The 15,792-nt window shown below is 48.3% G+C and carries 5 protein-coding genes, 6 tRNA genes and 6 rRNA genes; 2 read left to right on the top strand and 15 right to left on the bottom strand.

From position 1 onward, the window contains the following. Positions 1 to 57 precede the first annotated feature (57 nt). From AB1I67_RS09450 to AB1I67_RS09425, 6 genes are all read right to left on the bottom strand, one after another. Positions 58 to 2,946, bottom strand: a 23S ribosomal RNA gene (locus AB1I67_RS09450). 389 nt (positions 2,947 to 3,335) lie between these two features. Continuing rightward, positions 3,336 to 3,408, bottom strand: a tRNA-Ala gene (locus AB1I67_RS09445). Positions 3,409 to 3,413: 5 nt separating this feature from the next. Continuing rightward, positions 3,414 to 3,531: ribosomal RNA gene (gene rrf / locus AB1I67_RS09440) — 5S ribosomal RNA — on the bottom strand. Positions 3,532 to 3,591: 60 nt separating this feature from the next. After that, a 16S ribosomal RNA gene (locus tag AB1I67_RS09435) occupies positions 3,592 to 5,123 on the bottom strand. Together the 16S, 23S and 5S rRNA genes with 1 tRNA gene alongside form the textbook arrangement of a ribosomal RNA operon. A gap of 432 nt (positions 5,124 to 5,555) precedes the next feature. Then, positions 5,556 to 6,158 carry a YdcF family protein gene (locus AB1I67_RS09430; protein ID WP_367029620.1) on the bottom strand — a complete coding sequence of 201 codons (603 nt, stop codon included), beginning with the start codon at positions 6,156 to 6,158 and terminating at the stop codon, positions 5,556 to 5,558. 12 nt (positions 6,159 to 6,170) lie between these two features. Next, positions 6,171 to 6,689: a GNAT family N-acetyltransferase gene (locus AB1I67_RS09425; protein ID WP_367029619.1), complete on the bottom strand. Its 519-nt coding sequence runs from the start codon at positions 6,687 to 6,689 to the stop codon at positions 6,171 to 6,173. 131 nt (positions 6,690 to 6,820) lie between these two features. Between AB1I67_RS09425 and AB1I67_RS09420 the strand changes: the two genes are divergently transcribed. Together AB1I67_RS09420 and AB1I67_RS09415 are read left to right on the top strand one after the other, a co-directional pair. Further along, positions 6,821 to 7,294 carry a MarR family winged helix-turn-helix transcriptional regulator gene (locus AB1I67_RS09420; RefSeq protein ID WP_367029618.1) on the top strand — a complete coding sequence of 158 codons (474 nt, stop codon included), beginning with the start codon at positions 6,821 to 6,823 and terminating at the stop codon, positions 7,292 to 7,294. Further along, positions 7,291 to 8,052: a sulfite exporter TauE/SafE family protein gene (locus tag AB1I67_RS09415; protein WP_367032593.1), complete on the top strand. Its 762-nt coding sequence runs from the start codon at positions 7,291 to 7,293 to the stop codon at positions 8,050 to 8,052. The genes AB1I67_RS09420 and AB1I67_RS09415 overlap by 4 nt, the downstream gene beginning before the upstream one ends. A gap of 142 nt (positions 8,053 to 8,194) precedes the next feature. On the opposite strand, the gene AB1I67_RS09410 is transcribed toward AB1I67_RS09415, so the two are convergent. The 9 genes from AB1I67_RS09410 to AB1I67_RS09370 form a co-directional block, all read right to left on the bottom strand. Further along, positions 8,195 to 9,532, bottom strand: a complete 1,338-nt coding sequence (locus AB1I67_RS09410; RefSeq protein ID WP_367029617.1) for a hemolysin family protein — start codon at positions 9,530 to 9,532, stop codon at positions 8,195 to 8,197. Between the two features lie 150 nt (positions 9,533 to 9,682). Next, positions 9,683 to 9,755: transfer RNA gene (locus AB1I67_RS09405), tRNA-Thr, on the bottom strand. Between the two features lie 23 nt (positions 9,756 to 9,778). Next, positions 9,779 to 9,851, bottom strand: a tRNA-Gly gene (locus tag AB1I67_RS09400). 165 nt (positions 9,852 to 10,016) lie between these two features. Further along, a 23S ribosomal RNA gene (locus AB1I67_RS09395) occupies positions 10,017 to 12,905 on the bottom strand. Positions 12,906 to 13,180: 275 nt separating this feature from the next. Continuing rightward, a tRNA-Ala gene (locus tag AB1I67_RS09390) sits at positions 13,181 to 13,253 on the bottom strand. Positions 13,254 to 13,258: 5 nt separating this feature from the next. Then, positions 13,259 to 13,376, bottom strand: a 5S ribosomal RNA gene (gene rrf / locus AB1I67_RS09385). A gap of 60 nt (positions 13,377 to 13,436) precedes the next feature. Beyond that, positions 13,437 to 14,968: ribosomal RNA gene (locus tag AB1I67_RS09380) — 16S ribosomal RNA — on the bottom strand. Between the two features lie 329 nt (positions 14,969 to 15,297). After that, positions 15,298 to 15,386, bottom strand: a tRNA-Ser gene (locus tag AB1I67_RS09375). A gap of 67 nt (positions 15,387 to 15,453) precedes the next feature. After that, a tRNA-Ser gene (locus AB1I67_RS09370) sits at positions 15,454 to 15,539 on the bottom strand. Positions 15,540 to 15,792: the final 253 nt, after the last annotated feature.

Below are 15,792 nucleotides of genomic sequence, written 5' to 3'. Positions count from 1 at the left end.
TACCTTCAAAACCACATATTGAATCATCCGTTTTCTGTTTCTCTTTCCTAAACCAACTTGGTCAAGCCCTCGACCTATTAGTGACAGTCAGCTCCATACGTTACCGCACTTCCACCTCTGCCCTATCTACCTCGTCGTCTTCAAGGGGTCTTACTACTTGCGTATGGGATATCTCATCTTGAGGGGGGCTTCACGCTTAGATGCCTTCAGCGTTTATCCCTTCCCGACTTGGCTACCCGGCCATGGGTTTGATACCCAACCGGTACACCAGAGGTCAGTCCATCCCGGTCCTCTCGTACTAAGGACAGCTCCTCTCAAATATCCTACGCCCACGCCGGATAGGGACCGAACTGTCTCACGACGTTCTGAACCCAGCTCGCGTACCGCTTTAATGGGCGAACAGCCCAACCCTTGGGACCTACTTCAGCCCCAGGATGCGATGAGCCGACATCGAGGTGCCAAACCACTCCGTCGATGTGAACTCTTGGGAGTGATAAGCCTGTTATCCCCAGGGTAGCTTTTATCCGTTGAGCGATGGCAATCCCACTTTATACCACCGGATCACTAAGTCCTAGTTTCCTACCTGCTCGACCCGTCGGTCTCGCAGTCAAGCTCCCTTATGCCTTTGCACTCTGCGAATGGTTTCCAACCATTCTGAGGGAACCTTTGAGCGCCTCCGATACCCTTTCGGAGGCGACCGCCCCAGTCAAACTCCCCACCTGACATTGTCCCCCACCCGGGTCACGGGTGCAGGTTAGAAACCCAGTCACACAAGGGTGGTATCCCAACAGCGGCTCTGGAAAGACTGGCGTCCTTCCTTCATTGCCTCCCACCTATCCTGTACATGCATGACCGAATCCCAGTATCAAGCTGGAGTAAAGCTCCATGGGGTCTTTCCGTCCTGGCGCAGGTAACCAGCATCTTCACTGGTATTTCAATTTCACCGGGTGCATTGTCGAGACAGCGCTCAAATCATTACGCCTTTCGTGCGGGTCGGAACTTACCCGACAAGGAATTTCGCTACCTTAGGACCGTTATAGTTACGGCCGCCGTTTACTGGGGCTTAAATTCAAAGCTTCGCTTGCGCTAACCTCTCCTCTTAACCTTCCAGCACCGGGCAGGCGTCAGCCCATATACCTCACCTTTCGGTTTTGCATAGACCTGTGTTTTTGCTAAACAGTTGCTTGAGCCTATTCTCTGCGGCCAGATCTCTCTGGCACCCCTTCTCCCGAAGTTACGGGGTCATTTTGCCGAGTTCCTTAACAATGCTTCTCCCGCCGGCCTTAGGATTCTCTCCTCATCCACCTGTGTCGGTTTACGGTACGGGCACATATCACACAATAGCGGCTTTTCTTGACAGCCCCTACTCCAACTTCCCTACTTTTGTTCGGTACGCATCACACCCTCCCATTGCATGGCGGTTTTGCCAGCCATACTGGTCCTGTGCTTGCCCCGGTCTTTTCATTCCCGGGTTTGGATTCGGTTCTGTGTCCCCACAGTTCTGATGATATGCGGTACAGGAATCTCAACCTGTTGTCCATCGACTACGTCTTTCGACCTCGCCTTAGGCCCCGACTTACCCAGAGCAGATCAGCTTTACTCTGGAAACCTTAGATATTCGGCCTGGAGGATTCCCACCTCCATCTCGCTACTCATTCCGGCATTCTCTCTTCTTAAAAGTCCACAGCTCCTTACGGTACTGCTTCATTCCTCTAAGAATGCTCCTCTACCACTCATACTAAGTATGAATCCTAAGCTTCGGTGTTGTGTTTCAGCCCCGGACATTTTCGGCGCAGGACCTCTCGACTAGTGAGCTATTACGCACTCTTTGAATGTGTGGCTGCTTCTGAGCCAACATCCTAGTTGTCTTTGAAATCCCACATCCTTTTCCACTTAACACACACTTTGGGACCTTAGCTGTAGGTCTGGGCTCTTTCCCTTTTGACGACCCAACTTATCTCGTGCCGTCTGACTCCCGTACATCATCTGGCTGGCATTCGGAGTTTGATATTCTTTGGTAAGCTTTGACGCCCCCTAGGAAATTCAGTGCTCTACCTCCAGCAGACTAATACGAGGCTAGCCCTAAAGCTATTTCGAGGAGAACCAGCTATCTCCGGGTTCGATTGGAATTTCTCCCCTATCCACACCTCATCGCCACCCTTTTCAACGGATGTGCGTTCGGTCCTCCATCACCTTTTACGGTGACTTCAACCTGGACATGGATAGATCACCCGGTTTCGGGTCTACCCATACTGACTTTGGCCCTATTAAGACTTGGTTTCCCTTCGGCTCCGCACCTTTAGTGCTTAACCTTGCCAGTACAGGTAACTCGCCGGACCGTTCTACAAAAAGTACGCGGTTCCACCTTTAACGTGGTTCCACAGCTTGTAAACACAGGGTTTCAGGTTCTCTTTCACTCCCCTCCCGGGGTCCTTTTCACCTTTCCTTCACAGTACTATGCGCTATCGGTCACTAAGGAGTATTTAGCCTTGGGGGGTGGTCCCCCCGACTTCCCGCAAGGTTTCTCGTGTCTCGCGGTACTTTGGATCCTGCTCGCTGCCTATTGCTTTCGTGTACGGGACTTTCACCCCCTGTGGTTGGACTTCCCAGACCATTCCACTAACAAATCAGCTCACTTATTGCAGTCCATAACCCCAGAACGCACGCGCTCTGGTTTAGGCTCCTTCCATTTCGCTCGCCGCTACTCTGGAAATCGAGTTTTCTTTCTTTTCCTCGCCCTACTTAGATGTTTCAGTTCAGGCGGTTCCCGACGTATGGCTATGTATTCACCATACGACGACTGAGGTTTGCTCAGCCAGGTTTCCCCATTCAGAAATTTCCGGATCAAAGGATATTTGCTCCTCCCCGAAACTTATCGCAGCTTATCACGTCTTTCATCGGCTCTTAGTGCCAAGGCATCCACCCTGCGCTCTTTATAGCTTGACCAATTCGACTTCTACCTGCGGGTGCGGGTATCTGTCTAAGATTCATAGCGTTGAATCTCTGGTCTTAGGTTGTTGTTCGATTCCACCAAAAGTGTCATCTCCCAACGAGTTACAGTTTTTTTATTGGTTACATCTCGCGATGTAACACCTCGGATGTCTTGATATTTCGTCCTCCAGATCATTACTGATCCTTCAAACTCATTATCTAGATATAATTCAATATGCAGTTTTCAAGGTACATGCGCGCAGCAATCAGAAGCGTGCGCAGACAGATGGGAAACTGTGTTGGAAGCTTGCTTCCATAAGCAGTTTTTCAGCTGGCTGCATAGGCGTGAAACGCCGTGACCGAAAGCCCAACGGGCTTAAGGTGCGCTTCGTAGCTTACGCGAGTGGAGATGGAGAGATTCGAACTCTTGACCCCCTGCTTGCAAGGCAGGTGCTCTCCCAACTGAGCTACACCCCCACATAATCCGGCACCCACCTACTCTCCCATATCGTTTCCAATATAGTACCATCGGCCGCCTGGGGCTTAACTGTCGTGTTCGGGATGGGAACGAGTGTGACCCCCGGGCGCATCAGCACCGGAAATATCTGAACCTTATAAAAGACTCAACAGTGTGTAAAACCCTTACTTCTTCTTCCTTAGAAAGGAGGTGATCCAGCCGCACCTTCCGATACGGCTACCTTGTTACGACTTCACCCCAGTTATCAATCCCGCCTTCGGCAGCTCCCTCCTATAAGGTTGGGTCACTGACTTCGGGCGTTATCGACTCCCATGGTGTGACGGGCGGTGTGTACAAGACCCGGGAACGTATTCACCGCGACATTCTGATTCGCGATTACTAGCGATTCCAGCTTCATGTAGTCGAGTTGCAGACTACAATCCGAACTGAGACGTTATTTCTGAGATTTGCTCCACCTCGCGGTCTCGCTTCTCTTTGTTTACGCCATTGTAGCACGTGTGTAGCCCAAATCATAAGGGGCATGATGATTTGACGTCATCCCCACCTTCCTCCAGGTTATCCCTGGCAGTCTCCCTAGAGTGCCCAACTTAATGATGGCTACTAAGGATAAGGGTTGCGCTCGTTGCGGGACTTAACCCAACATCTCACGACACGAGCTGACGACAACCATGCACCACCTGTCTCTCTTGCCCCGAAGGGAAGACGACGTTACTCGTCGGTCAAGAGGATGTCAAGACTTGGTAAGGTTCTTCGCGTTGCTTCGAATTAAACCACATGCTCCACCGCTTGTGCGGGTCCCCGTCAATTCCTTTGAGTTTCATTCTTGCGAACGTACTCCCCAGGTGGAATGCTTAATGCGTTTGCGGCGGCACCGAGGAGCTTTGCTCCCCAACACCTAGCATTCATCGTTTACGGCGTGGACTACCAGGGTATCTAATCCTGTTTGCTCCCCACGCTTTCGAGCCTCAACGTCAGTTATCGTCCAGTAAGCCGCCTTCGCCACTGGTGTTCCTCCTAATATCTACGCATTTCACCGCTACACTAGGAATTCCACTTACCTCTCCGACACTCCAGCAAGGCAGTTTCCAAAGCAGTCCGCGGGGTTGAGCCCCGGGCTTTCACTTCAGACTTGTCTCGCCGTCTACGCTCCCTTTACACCCAGTAAATCCGGATAACGCTTGCCCCCTACGTATTACCGCGGCTGCTGGCACGTAGTTAGCCGGGGCTTCTTAGTCAGGTACCGTCATTTTCTTCCCTGCTGATAGAGCTTTACATACCGAAATACTTCTTCACTCACGCGGCGTTGCTGCATCAGGGTTTCCCCCATTGTGCAATATTCCCCACTGCTGCCTCCCGTAGGAGTTTGGGCCGTGTCTCAGTCCCAATGTGGCCGGTCACCCTCTCAGGTCGGCTACTGATCGTCGCCTTGGTAGGCCGTTACCCCACCAACCAGCTAATCAGACGCGGGTCCATCTCATACCACCGGAGTTTTTCACACCGTACCATGCGGCACTGTGCGCTTATGCGGTATTAGCAGTCATTTCTAACTGTTATCCCCCTGTATGAGGCAGGTTACCCACGCGTTACTCACCCGTCCGCCGCTCAGTCAATCGAGAATCCATCCGAAAACTTCATCTTGATCGCTTCGCTCGACTTGCATGTGTTAAGCACGCCGCCAGCGTTCATCCTGAGCCAGGATCAAACTCTCAAATTTTAGTTTGTTCGTTTGTGTCCAGGTTTCAAGATTAACTTGCTAGCTAATCATTAAACCGTTCTACTGTTGTTTGGTTTGTTTTTGTTCTGAAATCTCATTTCAAAGCTGTCCAACCAGGACGCTTTTCATTAGAATTTTCAGGGTTTTAAACACTGTTCAATCTTCTATTTTCAAGGTTCGTTTTCGTTGTTTCCGTTTTCGGCGACAACCTCTAAAGGATATCATATCGTGTCGAATCTGTCAACAACTTTTTTTATTTTTTTCAACCTTTTTCAAGGTTTTTCTTCACCGTTTTCAGCGGCGAGATTTATAATACCAAACCTGCGCAGAATTGTCAACTGTTTTTTATTTTTTATTTTAAAACATAATTCTGCAGAAGTTCCTTGTACCATCATTTTATCCAGCTTTCTTATATTTAAATCACTTTAACAGCTACAATAACCGATATATTTTATAACCAATGTAAAAAAATATTTCTCTCTTTAAAAATTTGAATTTACTTTTCATTCCGACATATCGGCTTGTAGGAGTTGGCGAACTGAACACTTCTAGCCCGAAGTCTTTTGCCATCAGCATAGCTCGTTTCATATGCAACGGATCACTTACCAATATTGCAGTCTCTGCATTTATTTGCTCCATTATCTCCTTCGCATAATAAATGTTCTCCTGCGTAATGGACGATTTTTCTTCAATCAAAATATCCGCCTCGGGCACTCCCTGCGCTTTTACATACAATTTTGCCGTATACGAATCCGAATAGGAATTGCCTGCGCCATAACCACCCGTCAAAATCAATTTTCTGACATATCCATTCTGATACAGCCAGATTCCATGGCGGAGACGTTCCTCAAATACAGGAGAAACTTTACCCGCAGAAGTACCTGCTCCAAGAACAATACAAACATCTGCTTCACGTTTTTCATCTACCATTGCATAATTCCAGATACTGATTGCATTTATCAGTATATCAAGCAAAACTGTAGCAAATATCACCCTTATTGTATACTTTATATGGCTATCCTTTTTCTCTCTCATTTATGCACTGCCTCACTCCTGGCTCCGCCTCACCACAAAAACATAATGGAGCATATCCATACCGTAATAATGCTTTACAAACTGATCCACCAGGCTCATCCCATTTCTCCTGGCTACCTTCTGCGAAGGGATATTATTATCCCGTATGATCGACGCAACCACATCCGCTTTCAATGTCTGGAACGCGTATTCTTTACAGGCAATGGCCGCTTCCGTGGCATATCCCTTATGCCAGTATGCCTTTTGAAAAAGATAACCCACCTCCAGGATTTCTCCATTGTTGCACTCCTGCATGGTAAGGCCACACTGACCGATCAATTCACCACGATCTTTCAGGATCACGGCCCACAATCCATAACCATAATCATGATACCGTTTTATCTGCCTGTCCAACCATGCCTGGACTTCTCCTGCATCAAAAGCATGCTCATAGGCATACATTACTTCTTCATCCTGCAAAATCTTGCAGAGCGCCTCATAATCAGACTGTTCCAGTTCCCGTAAGTACAGCCGTTCTGTTTCTAAGATCATTTTCTTCCTCCTGATATTTGTTAAAAAAATACACATCCATTAAAGCAAACAATATTTTACTTGTTTTTTTTCTTAAATATTGTTATAATTATAACCGTTCTATTTATAACTTTAATGAAAGGGCAATTATTATGAATTATCCAATCCTTGCATGGATCAATCATTATCGGCAATTCCACGGACTTGTTTACGAGGATGTAGCCGCAGAACTGAAGCTTTCGCAGTTGGAGATTGATATTTTACTTTTCCTGTACAATTCACCGGAATGTAATACCGCACGCGACATTGTCGCCTACAGGGGCTTTGCCAAGTCTAATGTCTCCACAGCAATAGATTCTTTAAGGCAAAAAGGTTATCTTTCCGTATTGACGGATCCCGATAGCCGGAAAGTCCAGAGGCTGAGTCTCACCGCTGAAAAAGCAGATGCTGTCTCACTCCTTCGTCAGTGTCAAAAAAGGGAATTTTCCCTGATGTTGCGCAATATTTCTAAAGATGAGTACCAGCTGCTGCGCAGTCTTTTAGAACAGATGGATACCAATGTCATCACTGCGATCCATCAGTATAAAAAAGGAATCGATCCAATATCGAATGGAGGGATGAAATAATGTATAAATTTCTTGTTTGTTTCGTAGCCGGTATTGGCGCAGGGCTGGGAACCGGCTTTGCCGGCATGAGCGCTGCCGCAGTTATCAGTCCCATGCTGATCGCTTTTCTTCATATGGAACCTTATCAGGCAATCGGTATTGCTCTTGCCAGTGATGTGCTTGCCAGTGCAGCTTCCGCTTACACCTACAAAAAGAACGACAATCTTGATATTAAAAATGGACTTGTGATGATGGCCTTTGTACTTTTATTTACTTTAGTGGGAAGCTATGTCTCCAGCCTGCTTCCGGGAAGCACCATGGGCGGTTTCTCCACATTCATGACTCTGCTCCTGGGCATCAAGTTTATTGTGCGGCCTGTCATGACAACCAAGAGCAATATGGAAGCCATTCCAATGAAAAAACGCGTGCTCCAGTCCATCCTCTGCGGCACTGCAGTTGGATTTATATGCGGTTTTGTCGGCGCAGGCGGCGGTATGATGATGCTTCTTCTGCTGACCAGCATATTGGGATATGAACTAAAAACAGCCGTAGGAACCAGCGTATTTATCATGACCTTTACCGCCCTCACCGGAGCTCTGAGCCACTTTTTCATCGGTGGAATGCCAGATATGACTGCCCTCGTCTACTGCGTCGGCAGTACGCTCTTGTGGGCACAGATCGCTGCTCTTTTCGCCAACAAAGCCGCTCCCATCGTATTGAACCGCGCCACCGGTACTGTTTTAAGTATCCTTGGCATCGCAATCCTGTGCGTGCATTAACCTTGAAAACAGGATCAAGCCAGCATATCACAAACAGGGGAAGTCCAACATGGATACTTCCCCTGCTTTTATATTTCATAAAACGCCTTTCTCTTCCGGTATTCATTATACCATCAAATGAAATGAAACAAAATAAGAATTTTTATTCCGTATTTTCTTTCCGCGTTTCCTTCAATGTCATCTTTACATGACGGATCACACGCTCATCCATGCTCTCAATCTCATAATCCGCCTCCTCCGTTGTAATCGTGAGAGGCAGCTCATCCTGGACAGGAATATGTCCCAGCCGTTCCACAAGATAACCGGACAATGTATCACAGGAGCTGTCCAGGCGCAGATGCATTTCCTCCTTCAGATCGTATCGGGAAATGCTGCCGGACACACGATATACCTTATGAGGCTCCAGCTCCAGGATCTCAGGTTCTACCACCTCATACTCCTCATGAATATCACCTACAATTTCCTCGATCAGATCCTCCAAAGTCACCATGCCTGAAACACCGCCATATTCATCGATCAGCACAGCCAGTTTGATCTTATTCTTCTGCATTTCTTTAAACAGACCATCCGTCCTTCTGTTTTCCGGCACAAAATAAGGCGGCATTAAAAGCGAACGGATATCCAGATTGTCAAAAGACTGCTTTCTCGCCTCAATAGTCAGGGCTTTTACCGACAGGATGCCAATGATATTATCAATATCGCCCTCATACACAGGTATTTTAGAATGCATGGTCTGTAAAATATCATCGATATAATCTTCTAATGGGTCGTTGATATCAATCGCAACCATATCCTGCCGCGGTACCATCACTTCCTTAGCCCGTTTATCATCAAAAGAAAAAATGGATGTGATCATCTTTTTTTCAATGTCGTTAAATACGCCTGTCTCACTCCCTGTTTCCAGCATAGATTTGATCTCTTCCTCGGACACATCGGTCTCCAGGTTCTCATTGTGCATTCCAATGAGCTTTAAAACTCCACTGGTAGATAAGGACAGCAATTTTATAAATGGATTCATAATACGGGAGATATAATAAATAGGGCGTACACAGAACAGGCTGAAGCTCTGTGCTTTCTGAAGCGCTATACGCTTTGGTATCAGCTCGCCGAATACCAGATTAAAGTACGCCAGGATCAGCGTTACCACAATACCTGCCAGTGTCTGGCTATATGGCACTTTCCACTCAGCCATTCGGACTGCCAATACCTGGGCAATCCCGGTTGCTGCCGATGCACTGGAAAAAAATCCTGCCAGTGTGATCGCAACCTGAATGGTTGACAGAAAGACTGTAGAATCCTCCATCAGCCGCTCAATAAGCGCTGCGTTTTTATTGCCCTGCTCTGCGAGACGATGTATCTTGTTTTTATTGACCGATACAACTGCCATCTCTGAGCCTGCAAAGAATGCATTGATAAGTGTTAAGATAATTAAAATTGTGATCTGGAATATTATATTGGCCGCTTCTGGGTCAGATTCCATAGTGTTTGATTCCTCCATTATGTTTTTATTTTTGGCTTTGATAGATATTATACATATAGATCACCAGAATGTCAGGTGAATTTTTCATAAAGATTATAAACTGTTCTTTATAAACTAAAAAATCCCTTGATTTCTCAAGGAATTCTTCAGAGCTGCTGACGGGAATCGGACCCGTGACCTCCGCACTACCAATGCGACGCTCTACCGACTGAGCCACAGCAGCATATACAATATTTTGTTGTAGAGAGCGCGAGACGGGACTCGAACCCGCGACCCCGACCTTGGCAAGGTCGTACTCCACCAACTGAGCCACTCGCGCTTATATAAGGTAACACCATGCTCAATGTCGCGCATAGAACGCGCTCGTTTCGCAGGTGGGCTTTCACACTAAGTTCGGCATACCTCACTAAGTACTCAATGCCTGCATATACCTTCAAAACCACATATTGAATCCATCCGTTTTCTGTTTCTCTCCTAAACCAACTTGGTCAAGCCCTCGACCTATTAGTGACAGTCAGCTCCATACATTACTGCACTTCCACCTCTGCCCTATCTACCTCGTCGTCTTCAAGGGGTCTTACTACTTGCGTATGGGATATCTCATCTTGAGGGGGGCTTCACGCTTAGATGCCTTCAGCGTTTATCCCTTCCCGACTTGGCTACCCGGCCATGGGTTTGATACCCAACCGGTACACCAGAGGTCAGTCCATCCCGGTCCTCTCGTACTAAGGACAGCTCCTCTCAAATATCCTACGCCCACGCCGGATAGGGACCGAACTGTCTCACGACGTTCTGAACCCAGCTCGCGTACCGCTTTAATGGGCGAACAGCCCAACCCTTGGGACCTACTTCAGCCCCAGGATGCGATGAGCCGACATCGAGGTGCCAAACCACTCCGTCGATGTGAACTCTTGGGAGTGATAAGCCTGTTATCCCCAGGGTAGCTTTTATCCGTTGAGCGATGGCAATCCCACTTTATACCACCGGATCACTAAGTCCTAGTTTCCTACCTGCTCGACCCGTCGGTCTCGCAGTCAAGCTCCCTTATGCCTTTGCACTCTGCGAATGGTTTCCAACCATTCTGAGGGAACCTTTGAGCGCCTCCGATACCCTTTCGGAGGCGACCGCCCCAGTCAAACTCCCCACCTGACATTGTCCCCCACCCGGGTCACGGGTGCAGGTTAGAAACCCAGTCACACAAGGGTGGTATCCCAACAGCGGCTCTGGAAAGACTGGCGTCCTTCCTTCATTGCCTCCCACCTATCCTGTACATGCATGACCGAATCCCAGTATCAAGCTGGAGTAAAGCTCCATGGGGTCTTTCCGTCCTGGCGCAGGTAACCAGCATCTTCACTGGTATTTCAATTTCACCGGGTGCATTGTCGAGACAGCGCTCAAATCATTACGCCTTTCGTGCGGGTCGGAACTTACCCGACAAGGAATTTCGCTACCTTAGGACCGTTATAGTTACGGCCGCCGTTTACTGGGGCTTAAATTCAAAGCTTCGCTTGCGCTAACCTCTCCTCTTAACCTTCCAGCACCGGGCAGGCGTCAGCCCATATACCTCACCTTTCGGTTTTGCATAGACCTGTGTTTTTGCTAAACAGTTGCTTGAGCCTATTCTCTGCGGCCACATCTCTGTGGCACCCCTTCTCCCGAAGTTACGGGGTCATTTTGCCGAGTTCCTTAACAATGCTTCTCCCGCCGGCCTTAGGATTCTCTCCTCATCCACCTGTGTCGGTTTACGGTACGGGCACATATCACACAATAGCGGCTTTTCTTGACAGCCCCTACTCCAACTTCCCTACTTTTGTTCGGTACGCGTCACACCCTCCCATTGCATGGCGGTTTTGCCAGCCATACTGGTCCTGTGCTTGCCCCGGTCTTTTCATTCCCGGGTTTGGATTCGGTTCTGTGTCCCCACAGTTCTGATGATATGCGGTACAGGAATCTCAACCTGTTGTCCATCGACTACGTCTTTCGACCTCGCCTTAGGCCCCGACTTACCCAGAGCAGATCAGCTTTACTCTGGAAACCTTAGATATTCGGCCTGGAGGATTCCCACCTCCATCTCGCTACTCATTCCGGCATTCTCTCTTCTTAAAAGTCCACAGCTCCTTACGGTACTGCTTCATTCCTCTAAGAATGCTCCTCTACCACTCATACTAAGTATGAATCCTAAGCTTCGGTGTTGTGTTTCAGCCCCGGACATTTTCGGCGCAGGACCTCTCGACTAGTGAGCTATTACGCACTCTTTGAATGTGTGGCTGCTTCTGAGCCAACATCCTAGTTGTCTTTGAAATCCCACATCCTTTTCCACTTAACACACACTTTGGGACCTTAGCTGTAGGTCTGGGCTCTTTCCCTTTTGACGACCCAACTTATCTCGTGCCGTCTGACTCCCGTACATCATCTGGCTGGCATTCGGAGTTTGATATTCTTTGGTAAGCTTTGACGCCCCCTAGGAAATTCAGTGCTCTACCTCCAGCAGACTAATACGAGGCTAGCCCTAAAGCTATTTCGAGGAGAACCAGCTATCTCCGGGTTCGATTGGAATTTCTCCCCTATCCACACCTCATCGCCACCCTTTTCAACGGATGTGCGTTCGGTCCTCCATCACCTTTTACGGTGACTTCAACCTGGACATGGATAGATCACCCGGTTTCGGGTCTACCCATACTGACTTTGGCCCTGTTAAGACTTGGTTTCCCTTCGGCTCCGCACCTTCAGTGCTTAACCTTGCCAGTACAGGTAACTCGCCGGACCGTTCTACAAAAAGTACGCGGTTCCACCTTTAACGTGGTTCCACAGCTTGTAAACACAGGGTTTCAGGTTCTCTTTCACTCCCCTCCCGGGGTCCTTTTCACCTTTCCTTCACAGTACTATGCGCTATCGGTCACTAAGGAGTATTTAGCCTTGGGGGGTGGTCCCCCCGACTTCCCGCAAGGTTTCTCGTGTCTCGCGGTACTTTGGATCCTGCTCGCTGCCTATTGCTTTCGTGTACGGGACTTTCACCCCCTGTGGTTGGACTTCCCAGACCATTCCACTAACAAATCAGCTCACTTGTTGCAGTCCATAACCCCAGAACGCACGCGCTCTGGTTTAGGCTCCTTCCATTTCGCTCGCCGCTACTCTGGAAATCGAGTTTTCTTTCTTTTCCTCGCCCTACTTAGATGTTTCAGTTCAGGCGGTTCCCGACGTATGGCTATGTATTCACCATACGACACTTGAGGTTTGCTCAAGTAGGTTTCCCCATTCAGAAATCTGCGGGTCAAAGGATATTTGCTCCTCACCGCAGCTTATCGCAGCTTATCACGTCTTTCATCGGCTCTTAGTGCCAAGGCATCCACCCTGCGCTCTTTATAGCTTGACCAATTCGACTTCCACCTGCGGGTGCGGGTATCTGTCTAAGATTCATAGCGTTGAATCTCTGGTCTTAGGTTGTTGTTCGATTCCACTAAAAGTGTCATCTCCCAACGAGTTACAGTTTTTTTATTGGTTACATCTCGCGATGTAACACCTCGGATGTCTTGATATTTCGTCCTCCAGATCATCGCTGATCCTTCGAACTCATTATCTAGATATAATTCAATATGCAGTTTTCAAGGTACATGGCTGGTATAAAAACAGTTTTATTTTTATACCGAGTGGAGATGGAGAGATTCGAACTCTTGACCCCCTGCTTGCAAGGCAGGTGCTCTCCCAACTGAGCTACACCCCCACATAATCCGGCACCCACCTACTCTCCCATATCGTTTCCAATATAGTACCATCGGCCGCCTGGGGCTTAACTGTCGTGTTCGGGATGGGAACGAGTGTGACCCCCGGGCGCATCAGCACCGGAAATATCTGAACCTTATAAAAGACTCAACAGTGTGTAAAACCCTTACTTCTTCTTCCTTAGAAAGGAGGTGATCCAGCCGCACCTTCCGATACGGCTACCTTGTTACGACTTCACCCCAGTTATCAATCCCGCCTTCGGCAGCTCCCTCCTATAAGGTTGGGTCACTGACTTCGGGCGTTATCGACTCCCATGGTGTGACGGGCGGTGTGTACAAGACCCGGGAACGTATTCACCGCGACATTCTGATTCGCGATTACTAGCGATTCCAGCTTCATGTAGTCGAGTTGCAGACTACAATCCGAACTGAGACGTTATTTCTGAGATTTGCTCCACCTCGCGGTCTCGCTTCTCTTTGTTTACGCCATTGTAGCACGTGTGTAGCCCAAATCATAAGGGGCATGATGATTTGACGTCATCCCCACCTTCCTCCAGGTTATCCCTGGCAGTCTCCCTAGAGTGCCCAACTTAATGATGGCTACTAAGGATAAGGGTTGCGCTCGTTGCGGGACTTAACCCAACATCTCACGACACGAGCTGACGACAACCATGCACCACCTGTCTCTCTTGCCCCGAAGGGAAGACGACGTTACTCGTCGGTCAAGAGGATGTCAAGACTTGGTAAGGTTCTTCGCGTTGCTTCGAATTAAACCACATGCTCCACCGCTTGTGCGGGTCCCCGTCAATTCCTTTGAGTTTCATTCTTGCGAACGTACTCCCCAGGTGGAATGCTTAATGCGTTTGCGGCGGCACCGAGGAGCTTTGCTCCCCAACACCTAGCATTCATCGTTTACGGCGTGGACTACCAGGGTATCTAATCCTGTTTGCTCCCCACGCTTTCGAGCCTCAACGTCAGTTATCGTCCAGTAAGCCGCCTTCGCCACTGGTGTTCCTCCTAATATCTACGCATTTCACCGCTACACTAGGAATTCCACTTACCTCTCCGACACTCCAGCAAGGCAGTTTCCAAAGCAGTCCGCGGGGTTGAGCCCCGGGCTTTCACTTCAGACTTGTCTCGCCGTCTACGCTCCCTTTACACCCAGTAAATCCGGATAACGCTTGCCCCCTACGTATTACCGCGGCTGCTGGCACGTAGTTAGCCGGGGCTTCTTAGTCAGGTACCGTCATTTTCTTCCCTGCTGATAGAGCTTTACATACCGAAATACTTCTTCACTCACGCGGCGTTGCTGCATCAGGGTTTCCCCCATTGTGCAATATTCCCCACTGCTGCCTCCCGTAGGAGTTTGGGCCGTGTCTCAGTCCCAATGTGGCCGGTCACCCTCTCAGGTCGGCTACTGATCGTCGCCTTGGTAGGCCGTTACCCCACCAACTAGCTAATCAGACGCGGGTCCATCTCATACCACCGGAGTTTTTCACACCGTACCATGCGATACTGTGCGCTTATGCGGTATTAGCAGTCATTTCTAACTGTTATCCCCCTGTATGAGGCAGGTTACCCACGCGTTACTCACCCGTCCGCCGCTCAGTCAATCTGACTTCCATCCGAAAACTTCCGTCAAATCGCTTCGCTCGACTTGCATGTGTTAAGCACGCCGCCAGCGTTCATCCTGAGCCAGGATCAAACTCTCAAATTTTAGCTTCTTTAGAAGCGGCCCAGCCAGTTGCCTGACCAAACCTTTTGGTTGTTTGTGTCCAGGTTTCAAGATTAACTTGCTAGCTAATCATTAAACCGTTCTACTGTTGTTTGGTTTGTTTTTGTTCTGAAATCTCATTTCAAAGCTGTCCAACCAGGACGCTTTTTTATTAGAATTTTCAGGGTTTTAAACACTGTTCAATCTTTTATTTTCAAGGTTCATTTGACCGTTGCCATTTCGACAGCAACTTGATTAGTTTATCACATTGTGTCGAATCTGTCAACAACTTTTTTCATCTTTTTTCAAGATGTTTTCCCGATTATCGGGAACGCAGAAGGAGGGATTTGAACCCTCGCGCCGCTATTAACGACCTGCACCCTTTCCAGGGGTGTCCCTTCAGCCTCTTGGGTACTTCTGCAAAGTACCGATGCCTGAACATCAGTTTTCAATATATAGCATGACCGGCAGGTATTAAACCTGTCCAACGGAGAGGGTGGGATTCGAACCCACGCGCCCTTGCGGACAAACGGTTTTCAAGACCGCCTCGTTATGACCACTTCGATACCTCTCCTCAAACGTGCTTTTCTATTTTAATAGAAAGCTTGCAGTTTGTCAAGCGGTTTTTATATTTTCTTTGTCGCATTTTCAACCTTTTTAAACATTATTGTCTTGACGCGACAGTTAGTAATTCTAACACGGTTTCTTCTATATGTCAATCCCTCTTTTCAACCTTTTTCGTAAACTTTGGCCAAACTTTTCCCCGCTTTCCCTTTACCCCATTGCTATTCTTCATCTCTCTCTATATAATTACAGAAAACGACATT

The sequence above is a fragment of the Clostridium sp. AN503 genome, assembly GCF_040719375.1.
Taxonomy (GTDB): Bacteria; Bacillota; Clostridia; order Lachnospirales; family Lachnospiraceae; genus Brotaphodocola.
This window is presented reverse-complemented; position numbering and strand designations above follow the sequence as displayed.